16 protein-coding genes and 1 pseudogene are annotated in these 24,396 nt (G+C 70.9%); 15 read left to right on the top strand and 2 right to left on the bottom strand.

Annotated features, from left to right (window positions below):
- Positions 1–139: 139 nt before the first annotated feature.
- The gene (locus AB0E62_RS37550; RefSeq protein ID WP_362204785.1) at positions 140–1,174 is read right to left on the bottom strand and encodes a pentapeptide repeat-containing protein; all 1,035 of its coding nucleotides are present in this window, start codon (positions 1,172–1,174) and stop codon (positions 140–142) included.
- 163 nt (positions 1,175–1,337) lie between these two features.
- Entirely contained in the window at positions 1,338–2,144 is an 807-nt protein-coding gene (locus AB0E62_RS37545) for a transposase family protein (RefSeq protein ID WP_362204782.1), read from the bottom strand.
- A 178-nt stretch (positions 2,145–2,322) separates the two neighbouring features.
- Between AB0E62_RS37545 and AB0E62_RS37540 the strand changes: the two genes are divergently transcribed.
- From AB0E62_RS37540 to AB0E62_RS37470, 15 genes and pseudogenes are all read left to right on the top strand, one after another.
- Entirely contained in the window at positions 2,323–3,054 is a 732-nt protein-coding gene (locus AB0E62_RS37540) for a hypothetical protein (RefSeq protein ID WP_362204788.1), read from the top strand.
- Positions 3,055–3,058: 4 nt separating this feature from the next.
- Positions 3,059–3,274 (top strand): annotated as a pseudogene (locus tag AB0E62_RS37535) (IS701 family transposase); the annotation flags it as partial.
- Between the two features lie 695 nt (positions 3,275–3,969).
- Positions 3,970–4,179 carry an MbtH family NRPS accessory protein gene (locus AB0E62_RS37530; RefSeq protein ID WP_362204779.1) on the top strand — a complete coding sequence of 70 codons (210 nt, stop codon included), beginning with the start codon at positions 3,970–3,972 and terminating at the stop codon, positions 4,177–4,179.
- A complete protein-coding gene (locus AB0E62_RS37525; protein WP_362204776.1) occupies positions 4,176–7,748 on the top strand; it encodes an amino acid adenylation domain-containing protein in 3,573 nt (1,190 codons plus the stop codon). The genes AB0E62_RS37530 and AB0E62_RS37525 overlap by 4 nt, the downstream gene beginning before the upstream one ends.
- Positions 7,749–7,984: 236 nt before the next feature.
- Complete coding sequence (locus AB0E62_RS37520; protein ID WP_362204773.1) at positions 7,985–9,442, top strand: hypothetical protein; 1,458 nt, start codon at positions 7,985–7,987, stop codon at positions 9,440–9,442.
- Positions 9,443–9,512: 70 nt separating this feature from the next.
- Entirely contained in the window at positions 9,513–12,761 is a 3,249-nt protein-coding gene (locus AB0E62_RS37515) for an amino acid adenylation domain-containing protein (RefSeq protein WP_362204770.1), read from the top strand.
- A 115-nt stretch (positions 12,762–12,876) separates the two neighbouring features.
- Entirely contained in the window at positions 12,877–15,549 is a 2,673-nt protein-coding gene (gene acnA, locus AB0E62_RS37510; protein WP_362204767.1) for an aconitate hydratase AcnA, read from the top strand.
- A 73-nt stretch (positions 15,550–15,622) separates the two neighbouring features.
- Positions 15,623–16,810, top strand: a complete 1,188-nt coding sequence (locus tag AB0E62_RS37505) for a phosphonoacetaldehyde reductase (RefSeq protein ID WP_362204764.1) — start codon at positions 15,623–15,625, stop codon at positions 16,808–16,810.
- Positions 16,801–18,126, top strand: a complete 1,326-nt coding sequence (gene hepD, locus AB0E62_RS37500) for a 2-hydroxyethylphosphonate dioxygenase (RefSeq protein WP_362204761.1) — start codon at positions 16,801–16,803, stop codon at positions 18,124–18,126. The genes AB0E62_RS37505 and hepD overlap by 10 nt, the downstream gene beginning before the upstream one ends.
- A 10-nt stretch (positions 18,127–18,136) precedes the next feature.
- Positions 18,137–19,147: a C-terminal binding protein gene (locus tag AB0E62_RS37495; protein ID WP_362204758.1), complete on the top strand. Its 1,011-nt coding sequence runs from the start codon at positions 18,137–18,139 to the stop codon at positions 19,145–19,147.
- A gap of 44 nt (positions 19,148–19,191) precedes the next feature.
- A complete protein-coding gene (gene aepX, locus AB0E62_RS37490; protein ID WP_362204755.1) occupies positions 19,192–20,112 on the top strand; it encodes a phosphoenolpyruvate mutase in 921 nt (306 codons plus the stop codon).
- Positions 20,109–21,302 carry a phosphonopyruvate decarboxylase gene (gene aepY, locus AB0E62_RS37485; RefSeq protein WP_362204752.1) on the top strand — a complete coding sequence of 398 codons (1,194 nt, stop codon included), beginning with the start codon at positions 20,109–20,111 and terminating at the stop codon, positions 21,300–21,302. The genes aepX and aepY overlap by 4 nt, the downstream gene beginning before the upstream one ends.
- Positions 21,299–21,853 (top strand): adenylyltransferase/cytidyltransferase family protein, encoded by a 555-nt coding sequence (locus AB0E62_RS37480; protein ID WP_362204749.1) that lies wholly within the window; start codon positions 21,299–21,301, stop codon positions 21,851–21,853. Before aepY ends, AB0E62_RS37480 begins: the two co-directional genes overlap by 4 nt.
- Complete coding sequence (locus AB0E62_RS37475) at positions 21,834–23,147, top strand: CMP-5'-phosphonoformate--3-phosphoglycerate phosphonoformyl transferase (protein ID WP_362204746.1); 1,314 nt, start codon at positions 21,834–21,836, stop codon at positions 23,145–23,147. The genes AB0E62_RS37480 and AB0E62_RS37475 overlap by 20 nt, the downstream gene beginning before the upstream one ends.
- Positions 23,144–24,340: an enolase C-terminal domain-like protein gene (locus tag AB0E62_RS37470; RefSeq protein ID WP_362204743.1), complete on the top strand. Its 1,197-nt coding sequence runs from the start codon at positions 23,144–23,146 to the stop codon at positions 24,338–24,340. Before AB0E62_RS37475 ends, AB0E62_RS37470 begins: the two co-directional genes overlap by 4 nt.
- Positions 24,341–24,396: the final 56 nt, after the last annotated feature.

Here is a 24,396-nt window from a genome sequence, read left to right as displayed (position 1 = left end):
CCCTGAGCACCTCACGAACCACCAGCTGAGCACCCCACCCACTCTTCAGACCGCTCCGGACCCGCAGCCAAGATCTTTGCGGGACAGCCCTTAGTCCGGCAGACGAGGCCGCTCTCGACCGTTTCCGCCTCCTGGTGCGTTAGGGATTCGAGGGCAACCAAGCCCCGGGCAGCGTGACTGTGGCAGGAACAGGAGTACCAACGGCGTCGATGAGTCCAGGCGGGGGTGACCCTGTCGCGTCGTCGAAGGAAACCGTGCCGCCGGAGAACGTCGCGCCGTCGAAGGGCACTCTGCCGCCGGAGAACGTCGCGTGGTCGAAGGACACCATGCTGCCGGAGAAGGTCGCTTCGTCGAAGGACACCATGCTGCCGGAGAAGGTCGCTTCGTAGAAGGACACCGTGCCGAAGGAGAACGTCGCGCCGTCGAAGGACACCGTGCCGCCGGAGAACGTCGCGCCGACGAAGAACACCCCGCCGTAGGAGAACGTCGCGCCGTCGAAGGACACCTTGGCGCCGGAGAACGTCGCGCGGTTGAAGGACACCTTGGCGCCGGAGAACGTCGCGCCGGCGAAATCCAAGGGGCCGTCGATGATGACGCCGGTGAAGTCGAGGTCACAGCCTTGCCAGGAGCGGTGGGTTCCCTTAGGGCGCCGGTAGTGGTCGCCGATGAGGCGCAGGATGGTGTGGCGGACATTGCGGAGGGCCAGGTAGCGGTGGTGTTCCTCTTGGTGGGCGGGGTCGTTGCCGGGGTCGGGGGTGAAGGAGAGCTGGAGGTAGGCGCACAGGACGTCGATGCAGGTCTGGCGGAGGCTGTCGTCGGGGGCGTCGTCGGCGAGGCCGGCAAGGGCGTGGACGCCGCCGAGTTGGACGGCTGGGGAGTCGGAGCCGAGTTTGTCAACGGCCTGGGAGAAACGCTCGGTGTGCAGGCGGGTGTCTTCGCGGTGGGCGCCGGCTTCGTCGACGCGCTGGCGGCGGTAGGCGACGACCAGGGCGACGAGAGCACCTGCGCCGGCGACGACGCCGAAGGACAGCTTGACCAGGTCGAAGAGTGTCTTTGAATCGATGCGCCGTTCGGGCTTCAGCCCATGGACGTCGAGGAGGTCCCAGCCGGTGTAGAAGACAGCGACCGCGACCGCGATTGCGGCGATGAAGGCCAGAGGGAGGACAAGACCCACCTTCCACAGGCGCAGCTCTCGGTCGGTTCGGGATGTCCGTAACCACTGGGTGAGTCTCATGCAGGTGGAGACACGGCTTGCCGGCCAGCGGTTGCAGCAGCACCAGGGGACCGTTCCCGCTCCCGTCTTCATCGGGCTGGGTCTCTAACTAACTGAACCTTTTTCATCCTGCATAGTCGCAGGTCAGTAGTACGTGGATGGCTTGGACGGTGCGGCTGATGCGGCGGGTGGAGCAGCGTGCTCTGCGCATGATGTGCCAGGGCTTGAGTCGGGCGAAGGCGCGTTCGCCGGGGGCGCGGAGCCGAGCGTGGTCGCGGTTGAACTGCTGGTAGTGCTCGGGCTGTTCGCTGTGGTGGTGGTACGGGGTGCGGAAGGTGGCGCCGGCGCACTGGTAGGCGCGGTCCGCCGGCACGAGGATCTGCCGGGTCAGGCAGGCCTGGACGATGCCGTGGGCGCGGGCCTGGGTCAGGTCATGTGTGCGGCCGGGTGTCGCGCGGGAGAACCACAGCGGTGTGCCGTCAGGACGGGTGATGACCTGCACGTTCATGCCGTGCTTCTTGTGTTTCTGCGAGTAGTACGGCTCATCGGCGCGGACGCGGTCGGTGGGGATCGGCGTGCCGTCAACGATGACGTGGTCGCCCTCACCGAGGCCGGTGAGGGCTTCATGGAGGTCTGGGGTCCAGGAAGCCGGCACCTCCAGGGTCTCGTCCACGTAGCGCCAGGCGGTAGCCTGCGATATCGCGAACCCGGCGCCGAGCTGGGCGAACGTCTCGTTCTTGCGCAGGTGGACCAGCGTGAGCAGTGCCTGGTCGAAGCAGCCTAGCCTCCGCCAGCGGGTGTTACGTGCGCAACGGTGCTCGTACAGCAGCCAGGCAACGTGCTCGACGAGCTCATGCGGGACGTCGAGCATGGCAGGATACGGAACCAACAGGGCCTCTTCCGTCGCCGGTGTGCTGAGTGGAATCACCACGCCAACGACAAGGGGCCCTGCCTCGTCACCACACCCACTGACCAGCTCATTTCACCCGCCAGCACAGGATGAAAGAGGTTCACTGTCCGAGGGAAAGAACAGCGAAGAAGAAGCGCGGGAGTGGCTGCAGGCCATCGTCCAGGCCGCACAAGCCGGCCCAACCCCGTCGACCGCCACCATGACGCCGGCCGGACACGGCGAGGCGAACATGGACCTCGCGCTGCGCGGCCTGGAGCTGAAGACACTCGACCCCTATCTCGCGGGGTGGCGGAAGCGTGTGGTTCCCGCCCTGGGGCACCTCGCCGTGCGGCTGATCACCAGCGGTGTCGTCGACCGGACCGTGCAGGACTGGATCGCCGACGAACACAGCCGCTCAACGGTCAAGAACACCATCGCCGTCCTGGTCCGCGTCATGGAACAGGCCGTGCGGGACGGCATCATCACCGACAACCCGGCCCGCGTGACCGGCTGGCAGAAGCTCTACAAGCAGACCGAGGACGAACTTCGCGATCCGCGCGCGCTGGCCCTGCCCGACTGGGACAGCCTTGTCCGGCCGGCCGACGCGTTCGTGGCCGCCTTCCACGACCACTACCGCGGGTGGGGTGAGGTCGTCGTCTTCGCCGCGTGCGCCGCCGCCCGGATCGGCGAAGTCTCAGGCTGCCACGTCCAGGACACCCGACCAGTGGATCCGGACCGTGCGGCCAAGGTCCCCATCATCGAGGAGATCCGCCCCCCGTCGCCCAGCGCATCCTGTCCGCCGGCCCCGACCCCGACGCCCGCCTGTTCACCGGCCCGCGCGGCGGACGCATCTCCACCACCGTCCTGCGCGACGCCACCCACTGGGACGACGTCGTCATCAGGTTCGGCTACGAACACCTGCGCCGCCACGACCTCCGGCACACCGGCCTGACCTGGTTCGCCGAGTCGCGGGCAGCCGGTGGGCCATCGAGGAATGTTTCCAGAGCGCGAAACAGGATTACGGTCTGGATGACTACCAGGTCCGCCGCTACCCCGGATGGCACCGGCACACGACCCTCGCGATGGCCGCTCACGCCTGCCTGACCGTCCTGCGAGCCCGCGAGCTGCATGCGCGGAAAGCAGAAACGGATCCTCCCAGCTCATCCACCTAAGCCTCGCCGAGATCAGGCGGCTGATCACCCGCCTCACCGACCGCCGGCCCGCACCCGTCGGGCACATCCTGCACTGGTCGACCTGGCGCCGCCGACGCCAGCACCAGGCCCGCACCAGCCACTACAAACGACGCGGGCACAGCCCCTGACCTGGCCACCAGTCACCACAAACGCCGTTGCAGTATTAGCCGTTGTAAGACGCGGGTATGGATCATCAAGGGCTCCCCAACCTTTCAAATCGGCCGAAAAAGCTGCTTGTTGCGTTTCCCTCGCGCAGGTGCAGCCGAGTGGCGAGCGCTCTTGCGGTGCGTGCTACGAGGACCTCTGCTCTCGGGCCGATGTTTTCCTTCAGTGACGAGGTGTGATGCGGTGAACCGCGAGTGCTGGTGCAATGCCGAAGACGAGGACGAGTTCGTGGGTGCGGTCTTCGAGGTCGTGGTGGATCTGTTCGGTGGGGAATCGTGGTGGCCGCCCACAGCGCTTGTGCAGGCCGGTGCCGAACGCGGGTGCGCCTGCGGCCGTGTACGCGAGTCCTGACCCGGGGTTGAGCGATCTCGCGAGTCCACTAGCGGCCATGTCCACTGGCGGACGTTCGTAACGAGTGAAATCGCAGACGGCTTGAACGATGATCGCACGAGCTTTTCTTCTGCACCGGAACGTTACGCGTACGCGACGGGGAGAGGGGACGGAGACGAATGCTCGACAGCGAAACGGCGCGCTTCCGGGTGGTCGTCAACCACGAAGGCCAGTTCTCGTTGTGGCCCGAGGGGTGTGAGCTGCCTGCTGGCTGGCGGGCCCATGGCGGTGGCGGCACTCGTGACGAATGCGTCTCCTGCATCCGCGAGCACTGGAAGGACATGCGGCCGCTCAGCCTGTTGCGCGCGCTCGGGGAGAGTGGCGAATGACACCTGGTACGTCCGACCCCGTCACCTCGCGGATCGCCTCCATCTGGGCCGGGCTGCTCGACCGACCGGAGATCGGCGCCGATGACAACGTCTTCAAGCTCGGGGCGAACTCGGTCATGGTGGTGCGCGCCGCGGCCCGCATCCGCGAGGCACTGGGCACCCCTCTGCCGCTGCGGGACGTCTTCGAGTCGCCGTCGGCCGCCGCACTCGCCACGCGGCTCAGGGCCACCCGCTCCGCGCCGTCGGCACCGGGCCGTACGTCCCAGGTCTCACCGGCCGACGGAGCCGAGGTCGCGACGGTGGACGGCGCAGGCTCCGGCGACGGACCGGGAGAGAAGGACGCGCCCCTGACGTTCCAGCAGGAGCCCATGTGGTTCTTCGACCGTCTTCATCCGGGGGGCACCGCCTACACCATCCATTTCGCGCTCCGTTACGACGGCCGGCTGGACGCCGGCGTGCTCAAGAGGTGCGTACAGGATCTGGCGGATCGGCATGCCGGGCTGCGCACCGTCTTCCCGAGTGTGCAGGGCCGCCCCCGCCAGCGGATCCTGGATCGGGTACACATCCCGCTCGCCGTGTCCGACCTACGCGGGCTGCCCGAGGCCGAGCGACCGGCCGCAGCCGCGCGCCTCGCCTCCGAGGAGGCACGCACCCCCTTCCATCTGGCGACCGGCCCGCTCCTGCGGGTCCGGCTGCTGCACATCACCGACACGTGTCACCGGCTCCTGGTGACCATGCCGCACATCATCACCGACGCCTGGTCGGACGACATCCTCATCCGGGAGCTGAACCACCTGTACCGGGCACACCGCGCGCACACCGACCCCGGCCTGTCGGCGCAGACCGTCCAGTACCACGAGTGGGCTGCGCTTCAACGTGCGGAAGCGGCCGAGACCGAGGCGCAGCTGCTCGACTGGTGGCGAGAGCATCTCACGGGAGTACCGCCCCTTCTGGAAGTCCCGGCCGACCGGCCGCGCCCCGCGGTCAAGCGCCACCGCGGCGCCCGGCTGGCCTTCAGCATCCCGGCGTCCGTCACCCAGCGGCTCGAACAACTCGCCAACGACGAGGGCACGACTCCGTACACCGTGCTGCTCGCCGGGTTCGGCACGCTGCTGCATCGGCTGACGGGAAAGGACGACTTCCTCGTCGGTTCTCCCGTAGCGGGTCGTACACGCACCGCCATCGAAGACGTGGTGGGCCTCTTCGTGAACACCGTCCCGGTGCGGTTGGGTCTGCAGAGGCGGCCGTCGTTCCTGGAGCTGGTGCGCAGGACGCGGGAAGCGGTCACCGAGAGCTTCGCCAGGCAGGAGATTCCCTTCCACCGCCTGGTCGAGGAACTCGCGCCGGTGCGCAGCCCGGCCCACACCCCTCTCGTGCAGGTGATGCTCGCGCTGCAGAACACACCGGACCGGGATGGAGGGGCGTCCGACAGCGGGCCGTTCGTACGGGACGACGGGGCCGGCGACACCGGTGGCGCGATGTTCGACCTCACCCTGTTCGTGACCCGGACCGGGACCGGCATGCGCGCGGAGTGGGAATACGACACGGACCTGTTCGACCGGGAGCGGATCGAGGACCTCGGCGCTCAGCTCGTCACCCTGCTCGACGCGGCGCTCGATCACACGGACCTGCCGGTCGCTCTGCTGCCGCTCCAGGACCGGGCGGCACGTGAACGCGTGCTCCACACCTGGAACGACACGGCCGCCGCCCTGCCCGGCGAGCGGGACACGGACTCCCTGCCCGCGCTCGTGAGCGCCCAGGTCCGGCGCACCCCCGATGCCGTCGCCGTACGGACCGACACCGGACAGGAGTTGTCGTACCGTCAGCTTGACGCCTCGGCGGAACGGCTGGCGCGGTCACTGCTGGCTCGTGGCGTGGGACCGGAGAGCGTGGTGGCGGTTGCCTGCGAGCGATCCCTGGAGATGGTCGTCGCGCTCGTGGCCGTCCTCAAGGCGGGTGGTGCCTACCTGCCCCTGGACCCGAACGACGCGTCCGAACGCACCTCCTTCGTGCTGCGTGACAGCGGGGCCCGCACCCTGCTGACCCTGCGGCGGCACCTGGACACCTTGCCCGAGACGCAGGGGATGGATGTACTGCCGCTCGACGGCCTGGACCAGTCGGCGGACGCCTCGGAGGCCACGCAGGCGCTGCCCGAGGTCACCGCCGGACAACTGGCCTACCTCATGTACACATCCGGCTCCACCGGGCGGCCCAAGGGCGTCCTCACCGAGCACGGCCCGGTGTGCAATCGCATCCGCTGGGGCATGGCCGCCTTCCCCGCCGGTCCGGGCACGGTGGTCCTGCACAAGACGCCCATCCACTTCGACGTCTCGGTGTGGGAGATCTTCTGGACCCTGGCCTCCGGAGCGACACTGGTGCTCGCCCGGCCCGACGGCCACCGGGACCCCGGCTACATCGCGGACCGAATCGCCGCGGACGGCGTGACGGACGTGCACTTCGTCCCTTCGATGCTCGCCGCCTTTCTCGACGTCGGCACTCTCCCGTCCGATCTGCGCCTGAGCCGGGTGTTCTGCAGCGGCGAGGCGCTCTCACCGGCCCTGCGCGACCGGTTCTTCACCCGCCTGCCCGAGGTCGAACTGCACAACCTCTACGGGCCGACCGAGGCGGCGATCGAGGTCACCCACTGGCAGTGCCGACCCGGTGAGCCGACTGTGCCGATCGGCCGTCCCATCGCGAACGCCCGTTGCTATGTGCTGGACGGCGAGCTGAACCCGGTCCCGCCGGGCGTGCCCGGCGAGCTGTGGCTCGGCGGTGTTCCGGTCGCCCGCGGCTACCACGGCAGGGCGGCACTGACAGCCGAGCGGTTCCTGCCGGACTGCTACGGTCCACCGGGCTCACGCATGTACCGCTCCGGCGACCTGGCCCGGTGGCGCCGTGACAGCGTCCTGGAATACCTGGGGCGCGAGGACGGACAGGTGAAGCTGCGCGGTCAGCGCCTCGAACTCGCAGAGGTCGAAGCTGCCTTGGCAGGCCACGCCGAGGCCACCGAGGTGGTTGTCGACGTCCGGGGAACGGGCAGCGACGACCAGCGCCTGGTGGCCTACGTACGACCGGCCCGCCCCGAGCGTGCCGGTGAACTCGTGGAGGAACTGCGGGGGATGGCGGCGGCCCGGCTCCCCGCCTACATGAGGCCCGGCACCTACGTCACCGTCGAGCGGATCCCGCTGACACCGAGCGGCAAGACGGACCGCAGGGCGCTGCCCGACCCGGCACCCGACGCGCGGCGCCCGGCTGGGCACAGGACCCCGCCGGCCACCCCGGCGGAAGCCGAACTGGCCGGTATCTGGGCCGGTCTTCTGGGTGTCGGCGAGATCGGCGTCGAGGACAACTTCTTCGAGGTCGGCGGCCACTCGTTGCTCGCCGCCCGGATGACCGGCCGCGCGTCGGCGGCGTTCGGCGTGGACCTGCCGGTCAGTCTCGTGTTCGAACACCCCACTCTGTCGGCCTTCGCTCTGGCGGTGGTCACCGCGCAGGCGGCTGCCGACAGTGCGGCCACGCAGCGGCTGCTGGCGGAGTTGGAGGCACAGGACGGGGAGGACGGATCCTGAAAGGCCACGGACCGGACCGGGGCGGCCGACACCGGCCGCGCGGAGAGACGGCGGGATGCGGCACGGCCGGCACGGGCACTCACGTCCCGGACCCGCCGCCGGACGGCAAGGCGTCCTCCGGGAGACCGGGCGGATGGGCGGTCGTCGGCGGTGTCCTAATCGGCGCGCTGCTGTGCGTTTTTAACATCCTCGTCATCTTCAAGACAGGCGTCGCCTTCGGCGGGTCGGCGCTGGTCGTGGTGGCGGGAGCGGCCTGGCTGCGGCTGCGCCGGCGCATGTCCTGGCTCAGCCTGTTCGTCGTCTTCTCGGTGGCCTCCAGCGGCTATCTCTCGGCTGCCGCCGTGGGTTCCGGCATCGCGGCCAACCATCTGAGGGACGCGGGACCGCCGCCCTGGGTCGCCCTGACCGTCATCGTTCTGCTCGCCAACGCCACCGGCCTGGTACTCGGGCTGGCCGCCGTCCGCATGTTCCGGCAGGACGACATGCCGTTCCCCACGCTGCGGCCGGCCATCGATCTGATGGCGAGCCTCAGCCGAGAACGAGAGGTCTCCGCCCGCCCGCTGTGGTGGTCGGCGCTGGTCTCCGGCGCCGTCGCCGTCCTCGCTTCCGTCGTGACGGGCGACGGAACCGCTCACCTGCCCGGAACCCCCGCGTTCCTCGGCCTGGCCCTGTCTCCCATGCTGCTCGGTGTCGGAGCGCTCGCCGGTACCCGCTCCGCGGTGTGGATGCTCGTCGGCACCGTGTGCTCCGCAGTGGTATGGGGACGGCGCGACCCTCATGCCAGCTACACCCAGCACCTGTCGGACGGGCCGGTGCTCGCCGTGGGCATCGGTATCATCGTCGGGTACTCGGTGGCCACCCTGGTCAGGTCCGTCCGGGTGATGAGGCGCGGGCCGGCCGCGCCTCACGTCACCGGCGACCGCCGGACCGGGGCCGTCCTCGCCGCGCTGCTCGTCACCAGTGCCGCGGCGCTGTGCTGGCACTACGGGGCAGGCCGGGGCCTCGGCGTGGCGGCGCTGATCTCGGTGACGACTCTGCTGTTCGCGTTGTTCTTCATCCGCGTCGGCGCCGAGACCGGCCTGGCGCCGCTGTCCCCCGCTATCTTCCTCGGCATCATCCTGCTGCGGCTGATCGGGCTGCCGGTCTCCGACGCGATCATCCTCAGCACCGCGGTCGCCGGCGCCGCGATGGCGGCGTTGTACTACACCTACGCGATCAGGGTGGCGGACACGGCGGTGTCCGCGCGGCCCGCCTCGGGGCTGGTGCTGTCCACCCAGGCCCTCGGCGGCTGGCTGGGAGCCGTCGTGGGCCTGGCGCTGATGGCGGTGCTGCTGCGTTCCGGCCTGGTCGGAAAGCCGGAATTCCCCGCCCCGCTGGCCCGGGCCTTCGACTTCGTGGCGACGGCGTACTCGCTGGACTCCTCACAGGCCCAGCAGGTCGGGCCGCCGCTCGCCGCGGCTCTGCCGGCGGGGTTCCTGCTCACGTTCGCCCCGATCTCGCCGTCCGCCCTGGGCCTCGGCCTGCTGCTCCCGCCGGAAACCGTCCTCGTGATGTCACTGGGCGGCGCGGCGGCCTGGCTGGTCGGCCGGAGAGCGCCCCACTTGAAGGAGACCGTGGGGACCGTCGCCTCGGGACTCGTCATCGGAGAGGGCATCGTCTCGGCCGCCGTCGTCGCGGCCCGTGCTTTCGGTTAGCGGATCACTCAGAGCCGACCGCCGCCGGCCCCGCCCTCGGCGGCGTCCTACAGAGGGGATGACATCAGCAGTGGAAGATCTTCAGACCAGGATCGCCGCACTGTCGCCCAAGCAGCGGGTGTTGTTCGAGAACCGGCTGCGAGCGGCGGCGGGAGCGGGCCGGAATCCGGGAATCCCCCGCAGGCCGGACGACGGCGCGCCGGTGCCGCTGTCCTTCGCACAGCACCGGTTGTGGTTCCTCGACCAACTGGAGCCCGGCCGCGCGGTCTACAACGTCTCCGCCTCCTTGCGGCTCCGGCGCCCCGTCACCACCGCCGTGGTGCGCGGCGCCCTGGACGAGCTGACCCGGCGCCACGAGGTCCTGCGCACTACCTTCCCGTCGGACGGCGGCGAGCCCAGGCAGAGCATCGCCGAGCGGCTGTCCCCTCCCCTGAGCGAGACGGACCTGCGCGAACTCCCCGCGAGCGCCCGCGACGCCGCCGCGTTGCGGCTGTGCGGAGAGGAGAAGCGACGCCCCTTCGACCTTGCCGCGGGCCCGCTTGTGCGCTGCTCGCTGCTGCGGCTGCGGGACGACGACACCCTGTTGTTCCTGACGTTTCATCACACGGTTTTCGACGGCTGGTCGGTGGGACTGCTGCGCCGCGACCTCACCGCTCTGCTGGAGGCCGAGGAGACGGGGGAGTCGGCCGCCCTACCACCGCTGACGATCCAGTACGCGGACTTCGCGGTGTGGCAGCGCCGCGCGCTGGACGACCGGCGGCTGGAGGAACTGCTCGGCTACTGGCGTGAACGGATGCACGGCGCGCCACCAGCCATCGGCCTGCCCTTCGACCACCCGCGGCCGGCGGTGGCCACGTACGAGGGCGCCCGGCGCCGGTTCGCCCTGCCGGCCGAGCTGACCGCGGCTCTCCGGGACCTCGCGGAGCGGTGCGGTGCCACCCCGTTCATGACGATGCTGGCCGTGTTCGCCGCGCTGCTGCACCGCTGGAGCGGCGAACGGGACATGGTCATCGGAACGCCGGTGGCCAACAGGACGCGTCCCGAGCTTGACGATCTGATCGGCTTCTTCGCCAACACCCTGGCCATGCGCGTCACGGTCGAGCCGGGCACCAGCTTCCGTGACCTGCTGGCCCAGGTCCGGGAGACCACCGTCGGCGCGCTGGCCCGGCAGGATCTGCCCTTCGAGCGGCTGGTCGAGGAGACGCAGACCGAGCGCACGCTGACCCACAACCCGCTGTTCCAGGTCGCTTTCGTCATGGAGGACGGCCGGGACGCCGGGGAGCTGGACACCCTGCTGCCCGAGCGGCACCGCGAGCAGCACACGCCGGACTCGGCCAAGTTCGACCTGACGCTGGTGCTCACCGATCGCGACCACGCCTACACCGGCTACTTCGAGTACAGCACGGCCCTGTTCGAGCCAGTCACCGTGGACCGGCTCGCCGAGCGGCTTGACCTGCTCGCCCGGTCCGTCACCGACGACCCCGACCGGGAGCTGGGCGCGCTGCCGGTGCTCACCCAGGACGAGACCGGGCACCTGCGGCAGGTCAACGCCCTCGCCGAGGACGGCCCCCAACCTCACCGCACCCTGCACGGCGTGCTGGAGGACGCCGCCAGGCGCTGGCCGCGGAACATCGCAGTGGAGGCCCCCGATCGCCACCTGACCTACCGGCAACTGGACGAAGCCGCCAACCGGCTCGCCCACCATCTCCTGGCGCTGGGTGTCGCGGCCGAACAGCCCGTCGGGGTCGCACTGGACGGCACGGCGGACGCCCTCGTGGCGACCTTCGGCGTCCTGAAGGCCGGAGCCGTCCTGCTGCCGCTCGACCCGGAGTATCCGTCGGCCCGACTGGACCTCATCCTCCGCCGCGGCGGAGCCCGGCTGCTGGTGAGCCAGCGGTCGCTGGCCGACCGGTTCGCCCGCGACGACGTGACCACGTTGCTGATGGACGACGAGACGACCCGCAGCGCCCTCGCCGACGCGCCCGCGCACCGGCCGGAGATCTCCGTCCAGCCGCAGCAACTCGCTTACATCATCTTCACCTCGGGATCCACCGGTGTGCCCAAGGGGGTCATGGTGCCCCACCACGGCATCGGCAGCCTCGCGCGCAGCATCAAACAGTTCGCGCAGCGGTCGGACAGCCGTGTCCTGCGGTTCGCCTCGCCGAGCTTCGACGCCTCCGTGCTGGAGCTGCTGACCGCGTTCGACGCCGGGGCCACCCTGGTCGTCGAACCGCGCGCGGCGCTCGTTCCCGGCGAGGACCTCGCCAGACTGATCCGGCAGCGCCGCATCACCACGGTGCTGCTGTCACCATCGGCGTTGTCCACGCTCACCGCGAGCGAACTGCCGGGGCTGCGCACGGTGGCCATGATCGGCGAGGCAGCGCCCCTGGAACTCGCCCAGCAGTGGTGCGACGGACGCGACGTGTTCAACGGATACGGGCCCACCGAGGCCACCGTCCTCTCCACCATCGCACGGTGCACCCCCGACCGGGTCCCGCCCCTCGGCCGTCCCGTCACCGGGTACACGCTGCACGTGCTGGACGACATGTTGCGCCCGGTGCCCTTCGGCCGGCAGGGCGAGCTGTACGTCGGCGGCGTCGGACTCGCCCGGGGGTACCTCGGCCAGCCTGACCTCACCGCCGGGCGCTTCGTTCCCGAGCCATCCGGAAGCGAGCCGGGCGCCCGCCTGTACCGCACCGGCGACCTGGTGCGCTGGGGCGCCGACGGTGAGCTGGAGTTCCTCGGGCGCGCCGACCACCAGGTCAAACTGCGCGGTTTCCGGATCGAACTCGGAGAGGTCGAGACGCGGCTCGAGGACCACCCGGGCGTGCGCTTCGCCGCGGCTGTGGTCCGGGGCGAGGGAAACCGGCGGCGCCTGGTCGGCTACGCGGTGCCGGCGCCGGGGGCGGAGCGGCCCACACCGGCCGGACTGCGCCACTGGCTCAAGGACCGGCTGCCCGGCTACATGGTGCCCGAATTCCTCGTGGTGCTCGACGCGTTGCCCACCAGCCCCAACGGCAAGCTCGACCGCAACGCCCTGCCCGACCCCCTCGCCCCCTCCGGGCAGTCCGGCCGGGAGCAGCCACTGCCCCGGGACCCGATCGAAGCACGGATCGCGGAGATCTGGCGGGACATCCTGGGCATCGCGCTGCCGGGCGGCGCCGACAACTTCTTCGAAGTGGGCGGCAACTCGCTTTCCGCGACGCGGATTGTCGCCGCGGTCAACGCGGCTTTCGGGCTGCGCCTGCCGGTGCGCACCATTTTCGTAGAATCCACCGTATCCGAGCTGGCCAAGGCTGTTCGCGCAGCGCGCGGATGAATTTCCATAACGGGACATGGCAACAAGTGGAATAGTCGGGTCCCTGGCGTCAGACTTTCCGATCGGGTGATACTCGATTCAGCGCAGAAAACGCGACGAAGTCTGTGGAGGCCGTGTGAGTCCGCGGTACCGCTCATCGCAACATCCCGATAGTTTCGGCGCTCGTGGCACTCTTGACGTGGCGGGCCATTCCTACGAGATATTCCGGCTGGACGCGGTACCGGGGGCCGGAAGCCTTCCGTACGGCCTGCGGGTTCTGCTGGAGAATCTGCTGCGGCACGAGGACGGGAGCCGGGTGGGCGCCGGACAGGTGAGCGCACTGGCCGCCTGGGATCCGCGGGGGGTTGCTCCCGAGATCGTCTTTCATCCGGCGCGCGTGGTCATGCAGGACTACAGCGGTGTGCCCTGTCTGGTCGACCTGGCCGCCATGCGCGAGGCGTTCGCCCGCCTCGGCGGAGCCCCCGAGAAGCTCACCCCGCGCATCCCCGTCGACCTGGTCGTGGACCACTCGGTCATGGCCGACGTGTTCGGCACGGCGGACGCCTACGCCCGCAACGCGGCTCTGGACCACTCGCGCAACCGCGAGCGTTACGAGCTGCTCCGCTGGGCGGAGGCCACCTTCGAGCGGCTGCGGATCGTCCCGCCGAACACCGGGATCATCCACCAGGTGAACCTGGAACGGCTGGCGAGCGTGGTGGTCGCCGACGGCCCGGAGGGCAGGCCCGCGCTCTACCCCGACACGGTCGTGGGAACCGACTCGCACACCCCGATGGTCAACGGAATCGGTGTGCTGGGCTGGGGCGTCGGCGGCATCGAGGCCGTGGCGGCGGTGCTGGGACAGCCGCTGTCACTGCGTGTTCCCCGCGTCATCGGCTGCGAACTCACCGGCCGGCCCGCGGACGGGGTGACCGCCACGGACATCGTGCTGACCCTCACGGAACGGCTCCGGCAGCACGGCGTGGTGGGCTCGTTCATCGAGTTCCACGGTCCCGGCCTGGCGGCGCTAGGTGCCGCCGACCGGTCCACGATCGCCAACATGTGCCCGGAGTACGGCGCCACCTCGGCCCTGTTCCCCGTCGACGACGAGGTGTTGCGCTATCTGCGGGCCACCGGCCGCCCGGAACACCACGTGACCCTGGTGCGGGCCTACGCCCAGGCACAGGGGCTGTGGTACGACCCCGCGGCCTTGGCCGGTATCCGTTACTCCGAACGTCTCTCCTTCGACCTGGCCTCGGTCGTCCCGTCGATCGCCGGTCCCCGGCGTCCTCAGGACCGGGTGCCGCTGGCCGCCGCCCGTGACGCATTCGCCGGCGCCGTGTCCGAGGCCGGCGGCGGCACCGTACGGCGGGCCGAGGTCACGGCACCGGACGGCAGCCGGCACACACTGACGGACGGCGCCGTGGTGCTTGCGGCCATCACCTCCTGCACCAACACCTCCAACCCCGCCCTGCTGATCGCGGCCGGCCTCCTCGCCAAGAAGGCCGTCGAACTCGGTCTCCAGCCGCGCCCCTGGGTGAAGAGCACGCTCGCCCCGGGCTCGGCGGTCGTCATGGAGTACCTGGCCAGTGCCGGTCTGGACACCTACCTGGACAAGCTCGGCTTCTCCCTGGTGGCCTTCGGCTGTACCACCTGCATCGGCAACTCCGGGCCGCTGCCGGAGGGAGTGGCCACGGCAGTACGTGATTCCGGGCTGGCCTCGGTGGCCGTGCTGTCCGGAAACCGCAACTTCGAGGGCCGTATCAACCCGGACGTCCGGATGAACTACTTGGCCTCGCCGCCGCTGGTGGTCGCCTACGCGCTGGCCGGGACGATGGACATCGACCTCACCACCGAGGCGCTCGGCGTCGGCTCCGACGGCCGTCCCGTCACGCTCGCGGACATCTGGCCCGACAGCCGGGAGATCGACGAGGTGGTGCGGAAGACCGTCGACCCCGCCGCGTACACGACGATCTACGACTCCCTGATGGCCGGTGATCAGGAGTGGCAGGCCCTGCGGGCGCGGCCCCGGCAGCTCTACCCGTGGCGGGCGGAGTCCACCTACATCGCGCAACCGCCGTACTTCGCCGACACCGCGGCCCGGCCACTCCCCCCGCAGGACATCCGCGGTGCCCGGGTCCTGGTGGATCTCGGAGACTCGGTCACCACCGACCACATCTCGCCCGCGGGAACCATCCCCGCCCACTCGGCGGCCGGCGCCCATCTGCGCGGCCTCGGGGTGGCGCCCGAGGACTTCAACTCCTACGGCGCGCGGCGCTGCAACCACGAGGTCCTGCTGCGCGGTCTGTTCTCCAACCCACGGCTGCGCAACCGCCTGGCCGGCGGCAAAGTGGGGGGCTACACGGTCAACCACCTCACCGGCGAGATCGTCACCGTCTACGAGGCGGCCATGGCCTACCGGGCCGCGAAGGTCCCCCTGGTGGTGCTGGCCGGCCGTGAGTACGGCACCGGGTCCTCCAGGGACTGGGCGGCTAAGGGACCGGCACTGATCGGTGTCCGCGCGGTGATCGCGGAGTCTTTCGAGCGGATTCACCGGTCCAACCTCGTCGGAATGGGTATTCTTCCCTTGCAGTTCCCGGCCGGCCAGAATGCTCGGACGCTGGGCCTCACCGGGGCCGAGGAAATCAATATCCAGGGCGTCGGAAAATTCGCCGAGAATCGGCCCCGAACCGTCCGGGTGACCGCGGGTCCGGTCTCCTTCGAAGCCGTTGTCCGGGTCGAAACGGACATGGAAGCGGAATTCATCCGGCACGGCGGAATCATGCCGTACACACTGCGCGCGCTGCTGTAGTCCGCGCAGTTCTCCGTGGCGCTACCGCCTTCTCGGCTGCACGAGTCATCACAAAAGGAAGGAGGGGACTCCCATGCCTGACACCACACCCGGGGAACTCGTGGTCTTCGAGGGCGCTGGGGAGATCGCGCGGGCCACCGGGCTCCTGGCCGGCCGGAACCGCCGAGCCCGGCGGGTGGCCCAGGTGGTGGGTCCCGGCTTCGCCGGACGGCCCTGGTCCTCCCGGCTGGCCGAGACGCTGAGTTCTCTCGATCCCACCGTCGTCGTGCACGAAGGACCCACCACCCCGGAGAGCGTCGCCCGGCTCGCCCGGCAGCTGCACGCCATGCGGGCGGACGCGGTGGTGGCGATCGGCGGAGGCACCGTCATCGACGCCGCCAAGGCGGCGGCGGCCCTCGCGCATGGCGGGCCGCCGGACGCCGACCAGGTCCGCCGGGCCTGCGCGGCCGGGCCGGCGTCCGCCGGCCTGGCAGTCCCCTCCCGTGTCGTCGCGGTCCCCACCACCGCCGGGACCGGGGCCGAGGCCACACCGTTCGCCACCCTGTGGGACACCAGGCACGAGCGGAAGCTGTCGCTGTCCGGGCCCGCCGTACGCCCGTGCGCCGCCGTGCTCGACCCCGAACTGCTCGTCGGCCTGAGCCGCCGCGACCTCGCCACGGGCGTCCTCGACGCCCTGTGCCAGGGGGCGGAGGCGTCCTGGTCCGTTCGTTCCACGGCGGAGTCCATCCGCTGGGGCACTTCGGCCGTCACTCTCGTGGCCCAGGTCGTCGACCAGGTACGGGACGGCACCCTCGACCACGCCGCACGGGGCCGTCTCCAGCGCGCCGCCCACCACTCCGGGCGGGCCATCGCCCTCGCCCAGACCTCGTCCTGCCACGCCATCTCCTACCCCTTGACCCTGCGACACGGTCTCGCCCACGGCCACGCGTGCGGTGTCACGCTGGGGCGCCTGCTGCGCTACAACCACGCCGTGCTGCCCGACGACTGCGCCGACCCCAGAGGCACCGGCCAGGTACGCCGGGTGATCGACGGCCTCGCCTCCCCGCTCGGCGGCACCCCGGCCCGCGCCGCTGCCCGGGTGGAACGCTTCATCACCGCCTGCGGGCTGGCCACCTACGACGAACTCGCCGTCGACCACCGCCGCGTGGCGGCCGAAGCCGTGACGTATCCCCGCTGCCACGACAACCCCCGCCAGCTGAACCGTCAGTCCCTCGGCCGGCTTCTGGGCGAACGATCGGAGATGGAGGAGATGTGCGGATAGACCCGTTCAAGCTCGCTCACTGGATGAACGCCCGCAAGTACACCGCTACGCAGACCGCCGGCCTCGCCGGAGTGAGCCTCGACGACCTGCGCCGACTGCTCGACGGCGAGGACGACGGCACGGCCTTGACAGCGCCCCTCGCGGCGGCCCTGAGCGTCGAACCCTCCCAGCTCGCCGCCGAGTCCCGGCGGGACCTGACGGTGGCGCACAAGAGCGCGGACGAGATGCACGCTTCGCGACGTCCCATCCAGCGTGACGGCATCCACTTCTACAACTACTACACGCTGGCCGCGCCGGACGGCCGGGTCGCCCCCGTGGTGCTCGACATCCTCTGCCCCGCCGACCGGCTGCCCGCCCTCAACAACGGTCACCTCGAACCGGCCATCACGGTCAACCTCGGCCCCGGCGACATCAACGGCCGGTGGGGCAAGGAGATCACCCCGCAGACCTGGCGGGTCCTGCACGCCAACCAGGGCGCGGACCACTGGATCACCGGCGACTCGTACGTGGAACCCTCGTACTGCCCCCACAGCTACTCACTGGTCTCCGACACGCCCGCCAGGATCGTGTCCTACACCGCCCGGTCGAACATCTCGCCGGTCATGACCGAGGCGAACAGCTGGTCCTCCGGTGCCTTCGAGGAGGCGCTGAAAGCCCTGTCCGGCAACGTGACCGCCGGCTCCGTCCTGGATCTGTTCCTGGCCCGCCGGGCGCACTCCCGCGCCTCCGCCGCCCGCGCCGCGGGGCTGGACGCGGCCGACCTGGAGCAGGCGCTGCACGACCCGGCGGCCCCCGCGGGCCTGGACACGCTGCGACGCCTCGGCCGTGCCCTCGGCTTCGACTACCGGGTCCTGCTGCCCGCCGAGAACCAGCACGACGGTGTCGGCAAGACCTGGACGACCGTGGACGACTCGCGTCGCTCCCGGCGCGCCTACGGCGCCTACGAGGCGGCCTCGATGGCCTCCGCCGCCCATCTCCCCGACCTGGTGGGCACCTTCCTGCGGGTGGACTGCGACGGCCCGGGAACGGACCTGATCGACCACGCGGAAAACCACTACTTCGTGACAGACGGGCGGCTCACCCTCGGCTGGGACGGACCCGACGGCCCGGAGACGGTGGAGCTCGGGCCCGACGGCTCGGCGTGGACCGGCCCGTTCGTCCGACACCGCTGGCACGGCACGGGCACGGTGCTGAAGTTCGGCTCCGGCGCCCACCTCGGCTACCAGGACTGGCTGGAACTGACCAACACCTTCGAGCCCGCGGTCACCCTGCGCCGGGGCCGGCGCGACCTGACCGGCTGGGGTTACGACAACTAGGAGGAGATCCGTGCGCGTCGTCTACACCGACCCCGCCTGGGCCCTGGACGCCGAGGGACGGCCGGACCCCGCTCTAGCCGTCGTCGAGCGCACCGTCCTCGGCTCGGAAACCGACATAGACATCGGCCTGTTCGAGGACTCCTACGTCACCTCGGGCGAACGCTTCCTGGAGCATATGCGCGGAGCGGACGCACTCGTCATCTACCGGTGCCAGGTCACGCCCGAACTGGTCGAAGCCGTCTCGCCCCGCTGCAAGGTCATCGCTCGCAGCGGCGTGGGTGTGGACAACCTCAACGCGCCCCTGCTCGCCCGCAGCGGCATCATCGGCTTCAACGTCCCCGACTACTGCGGCGACGAGGTCAGCACCCACACGCTCGCCCTGCTGCTGGCCCTGGAACGGGGAGTGAGCGTGCAGGACCGCCTGGTGCGGGCGGACCGGTGGGGCATCCACCGGGGCGGCATCCCTCGCCGCACCTCCGTCCGGTCCGCGGGCATCGTCGGCTTCGGCCGCATCGGCCGCGCCACCGCCCGCAAGCTGCAGGCGTTCTACGGTCAGGTGCTCGCCTTCGACCCCTACGTCCACGCCGACGTGATGGCCGGCCATGGCGTCGTACCCGCTGGCTCCCTGGAGGAGCTCCTGGAACGCAGCGACGCGGTCGTCCTGCACACGGCGCTCACCGACGAGACCCGGGACCTGATCAGCGGCTCCGTACTGGACGGGGTCAAGCCGGGCGCCCTGCTCGTCAACACCGCGCGCGGTGCCCTGGTGGATCCCGCCTGCGTACTGCGGGCGCTGGAGGACGAGCGGCTGGGCGGGTTCGCCTCGGACGTCTTCTCACCGGAGGACCCCAACCAGTCGCCGGTCGCCCGCAAACTGCTCGAACGCGACGACGTCATCGTCAGCTCCCACCGGGCCTTCCTGTCCGCGGAGTCGGAGGAGAGCTTGCGCCGCCGGGTGGCGGAAGGCGTCCGCTCGGTGCTCCTCGACGACAGCCCGCCGGCCGAGGGCCGTGCGGCTTGATTCCCCCCACGAATCCACAGGCACGTCCGCATTGGAGGAACCCCATGAGTGACGGTCCGGCCACACCGCTTTCCGTCGGTCGGCGGCTGAAGAACCTGCTGCACGCCCCCGGCACCTGCCAGCTGATGGGCGTCCACGATGGGCTGAGCGCACGGATCGCGGTAGCCGAGGGCTTCGACGTGCTGTGGGCCTCCGGTCTGTGCATGTCCACGGCGCGCGGAGTCCGGGACAGCGACGAGGCGTCCTGGACGGAACTGCTCACGCTCGTCGGCACGATGACGGAAGCCACCCCCGGCGTGCCCGTCCTCGTCGACGGCGACACCGGCTACGGCAACTTCAACACCGCACGCCGCTTCACCGCCCGCGCGGAGCGCGTCGGCGCGGCCGGTGTGTGCTTCGAGGACAAGGTCTTCCCCAAGATGAACTCGTTCTTCGGGGACGGCCACCAGCTGGCTCCGGTCGCCGAGTTCGCCGGAAAGGTCAGGGCCAGCAAGGACATCCAGCAGGACCCCGACTTCGTCGTCGTCGCCCGGACCGAGGCGCTGATCTCCAACCTGCCGATGGAGGAGGCGCTGACCCGGGCCCACGCCTACGTCGAGGCCGGCGCCGACGCCCTCTTCGTCCACTCGCGGATGAGCACCCCGCAGCAGATCGCCGAGTTCATGCGGCAGTGGGACGGCAGCGCGCCGATCATGATCGCCCCGACCACCTATCACACCCCCTCCCTCGACGACTTCGCGAAGCTGGGCATCGCCGGCTGCATCTGGGCGAACCACAGCATGCGGGCCGCGTTCTCCGCCATGCGCGACGTGTGCCAGCAGATCCGCGCGGACCGCGGCATCTTCGGGGTCGAGGAACGGGTGGCCCCGCTCAAGGAGATCTTCAACCTGCTCGACTACGAGAGCCTGGAGAAGGACGAGCACCGGTACACGCAGCCCGCCGACCTCGCACCGGTGCAGGGATGATCGCCGCGGCCGGCATGGTGGCGGAGCTCACCGGCCTCGGAGTGACCACCGTCGCCGGAGTGCCCTGCTCGTACCTCACCCCCCTGATCAACCGGGTCATCAGCGACCCCCAGGTGCGCTACCTGACCGTCACCCAGGAGGGAGAGGCCGCCGCGATCGCCGCGGGCGCCTGGCTGGGCGGCGGACTGGGCTGCGCCATCACCCAGAACTCCGGACTGGGCAACATGACCAATCCGCTCACCTCGCTGCTGCACCCGGCGCGCATCCCCGCCGTGGTGATCACCACCTGGCGGGGACGGCCCGGAGAGAAGGACGAGCCGCAGCACCACCTGATGGGCCGCATCACCGGCGACCTGCTCGACTTGTGCGACCTGGAATGGTCCATGGTCCCCGGCACGACGGACGAACTGCGGCACGCCTTCGCCGCCTGCCGCACGTCGCTGCGGCAGCGCGAACTGCCGTACGGCTTCCTGCTGCCCCAGCACATCCTCGCCGACGAGCCCCTGGACGAGGCGGCACCCGCCCGCGGCACCGGGCAGGTGATACGGCATGCCGGGCCACGCCCGTCCGCCGCCCCGCCCACCCGGTTCGCGGCGCTGGAACGACTGCTGGGCGAACTTCCCGAGGCCGCCGCCGTGGTGTCGACGACCGGCAAGACCAGCCGGGAACTGTACACCCTCGACGACCGCGACCAGCACTTCTACATGGTGGGGGCGATGGGTTCGGCGCTCACCGTGGGTCTCGGCGTCGCCCTGCACACGCCCCGGCCGCTCGTGGTCGTCGACGGGGACGGCTCAGCACTCATGCGGCTGGGCAGCCTGGCCACCGTCGGCGCCCACGGCCCGGGCAATCTGGTGCACCTCGTCCTGGACAACGGTGTGCACGACTCCACCGGCGGTCAGCGCACCCTGTCCAGCGTGGTCGACCTGCCCGCCGTGGCCGCCGCCTGCGGCTACCGCACGGTACACGCCTGCGCGTCGCTGGACGACCTGTCCGCGGCCCTGTCCACCACCTTGGCGGCGGACGGCCCCACCCTGGTGCACCTGCCGATCCGGCCCGGATCGCTGGACGGTCTCGGCCGGCCGAAGGTCACCCCCGCCGAAGTGGCGCGCCGGTTCCGCGGGTTCGTCACGACACCGCCCGTCGGCGCCACCGTCGTGACGCCCGGGGGAGAGGCGGCCGACCGGTGAACAGCGCGCGGATCGCGGGCACGGGCGTCATCCACGGGCGCTTCCAGCCCCTGCACCTGGGCCACCTGGAGTATCTGATGGCAGGCGCGGAACGCTGCCGCACCCTCGTCGTGGGCATCACCAACCCCGATCCGTGGACCACCGCCGAGGAGGTCACGGACCCCGAGCGCGGCCTGCCCGAGTCCAATCCCTGCACGTTCTACGAGCGCTACCTGATGGTCGAGGGCGCGCTGACCGAGGCCGGGGTGTCCCGCGAGCGCCTGCGCATCGTGCCCTTCCCGCACAGCTTCCCGGAGCGGCTCGCGCACTACGCCCCCGTGGACGCCCGCTACCTGGTCACCGTCTACGACGACTGGGGGGACGCGAAGCTCGGCCGCTTCCACGAGCTCGGGCTGCGCACGGAGGTGATGTGGCGTCGTGCCGACAAACCGATCAGCGGCAGCCGGGTCCGCCGGTCGATCGCCGAGGGGCAGCCGTGGGAGCACCTGGTGCCGCCCGCCGTCGCGAGGGTCGTCAAGGAGTATGGAATCGATGAGCGTATCCGCGGCTGACCCGCGTCCTGCCGGGCGGTTGTTCATCGTCGTCCTGTGCGGCGGCGCCGACCGGCCGGTGGCGGAGCTGGGCGGACTGACGCCCTTCGGCTCCGCGGCCACCCCCCATCTGGACGCCCTGGCCGGGCGTGGACGCTCGGCCGCGCTGGAGGTGATCGCTCCCGACGTGCCGCCCGAGTCCGACTCCGGCGCCATGGCCCTGCTCGGCTACGACCCGGTCACGTACTACACCGGGCGCGGGCCGCTGGAAGGGCTGGGCATGGACTTCTGGCAGCCCGACGGGTACTCCGTGGCCTTTCGGGTCAACTTCGCCAGCTGGGACCCGGCGACCGGGCGGCTGGACCGGCGCACCTCGCGCGACCTCGACGAGGACGACCAGACGGCGCTGGTGACCCAGATCGTCGAGCAGGTGTCGCTGGGCGACGGTGAGGTCACCTTCCGCCTCACCGGTTTCGGACGGCACCGCGGCATCCTCGCCCTGACCAGCGACACGGTGCCGCTGTCCGGGAAGGTGACCAACACCGACCCGGGGTTCGTCAGCCGGGGTCCGTTCGGGGTCCCCGTGAACGTTCCGTCGGCGACCCCGGCGGCCTGTGCCCCGTGCGACGACGACCCGGCCGCCGCGGCCACGGCACGGCTGGTGAACCGATTCGTCGCGGCCAGTGCCGAGGTGATGGAGCGCAGCGAGGTCAACACCCAGCGCCGTGCGCTCGGCCGGCGACCGGCCAACCTGCTGCTGGTGCGGGACGCCGGGGACACCCTGCCGCGGCTCGCCGGCTTCACCGAACGGACGGGGCTGACCCTGTCCATGTACGGGCAGGTGCCTGCCGAACGTGGCCTGGCCCGTCTGATCGGCGCCCGCTTCACCCGCTCCAGGCCGGCCCGCGGCCAGAGTGAACCCGACTACTACCGCCAGGTGCTGCCGCAGCTGCTCGCCGACCCCGCCGACGCGGTGTTCATCCACCTCAAGGGACCGGACGAGCCGGGACACGACGGGCGCCCGCACGACAAGGTTCGCGCCATCCAGGACATCGACGCCCACTTCATCGGCCCGCTGGCCGCGGCCCTCGGCCCCGCCGACACCCTGGTGGTGACCTGTGACCACGCCACACCCTGCGAGCTGGGGATCCACAGCCCCGACCGGGTGCCCGCCGTCGCCGTCGGCCCGCGGCTGAGCCCCGACACGGTGACGGAGTTCGGCGAGAAGGCCGCGCTCGGCGGTGCGCTGGGCGCGGACCGCGCCAGCGACCTGCTGTCCGTCCTGCTGTCCGCAGGGGAGGTGAGGAGGGGATGACGATCACCTCCGTGCGGGTGCGCGGCATCCTGGACTCCCGGGCCCGGGTGACCCTGGAGGCCGAGGTCACCCTGGACTCGGGCCACACCGGGACCGGATCGGCGCCCCGCGCCATAGCCCCGGGCCGACTGGAACGGCACCGCGGGCCGGAGCCGGTGCTCGGCCCGGTCGCCGTGCCGCTGCTCGCGGCCGCGCTCATCGACGGGTCCGTCGGCGACCAACAAGGCTGCGACCAGCGGCTCGCCGAGCTGTACGAGGCCGGTGAGGCCGGCTCGGACCTCACCCTCGCCGTCTCGCTGGCCTATGCCCGGGCCGCCGCGGCCGCCCGGCATCTGCCGCTGCACGCGCACTTGGCGGAGCAGTACGGCGTGACCAGGCCGGGGCTGCCCCGCTTGATGGTCAACGTGTTCTCCGGCGGCATCCACCGCGACGGGCCACCCCGTGGTTTCCAGCAGGTGATGGTGCTGCCCGCGACCGGCCGCCTGCACACCGACATCGAGGTGGCGGACCAGGTGTTCACCCGGGCCCACCAGGCAGTCGAACGCCGCTTCGGTCCCGTGCCCCTTTCGGCCTCCAGCGGCCTGCTGGTGCCGCTGGACAGCGAGGAGCAACTCGGCCTCCTCCAGGAGGCGGTGGCCGAGGCGGGCCACACCGGGGTCTGCGCCTTCGGCGTGGACGTGGCGGCGGAGCATCTGCGCACCGCGTCCGGCCGGTACCGCTTCGGCCACCGGGAGTTCGCCTCCGACGAGTTCGCCGACCACCTTGTACGGCTGGCCCATCGGTTCCCGCTGACCTTCCTGGAAGACCCCTTCGACCCGGCCGACGACGCGGGCTGGGCCCGGTTGCGCGCATCGCTGCCGCACACCACCAAGGTGGTCGGTGACGACCTGTTCGCCACGGACGCCGAGCGCGTGGCACCGGGCCGGGCGGACGGCATCCTGCTCAAGCTCAGCCAGGCCGGCACCGTCACCGCCACGCTGGCCGCGGCCGCGGCCGCGCGCCGGGCGGGGATGCTGCTCGCGGTGTCCCACCGGTCCGGGGAGACGGAGGACACCGCGATGTGTGACCTGGCCGTCGCCGTCGCAGCGGAGCTGATCAAGGTCGGTGGGCCGCGCCGCGGCGACCGCCTGGCCAAGTACAACCAGCTCCTCAGGCTCCACGAGTCCCTGACCGGTCTCGTGGCCGCCCTCTGACGGCTTCCCGGCCCCCCGCTGACCCGTCGGCGCAGCCCTGCGCCGGCTCCCGACAG

It is taken from the genome of Streptomyces sp. NPDC038707 (assembly GCF_040636485.1).
Taxonomy (GTDB): Bacteria; Actinomycetota; Actinomycetes; order Streptomycetales; family Streptomycetaceae; genus Streptomyces.
The sequence above is the reverse complement of the archived record's forward strand: the minus strand, read 5'-3'. Positions and strand labels throughout refer to the sequence as shown.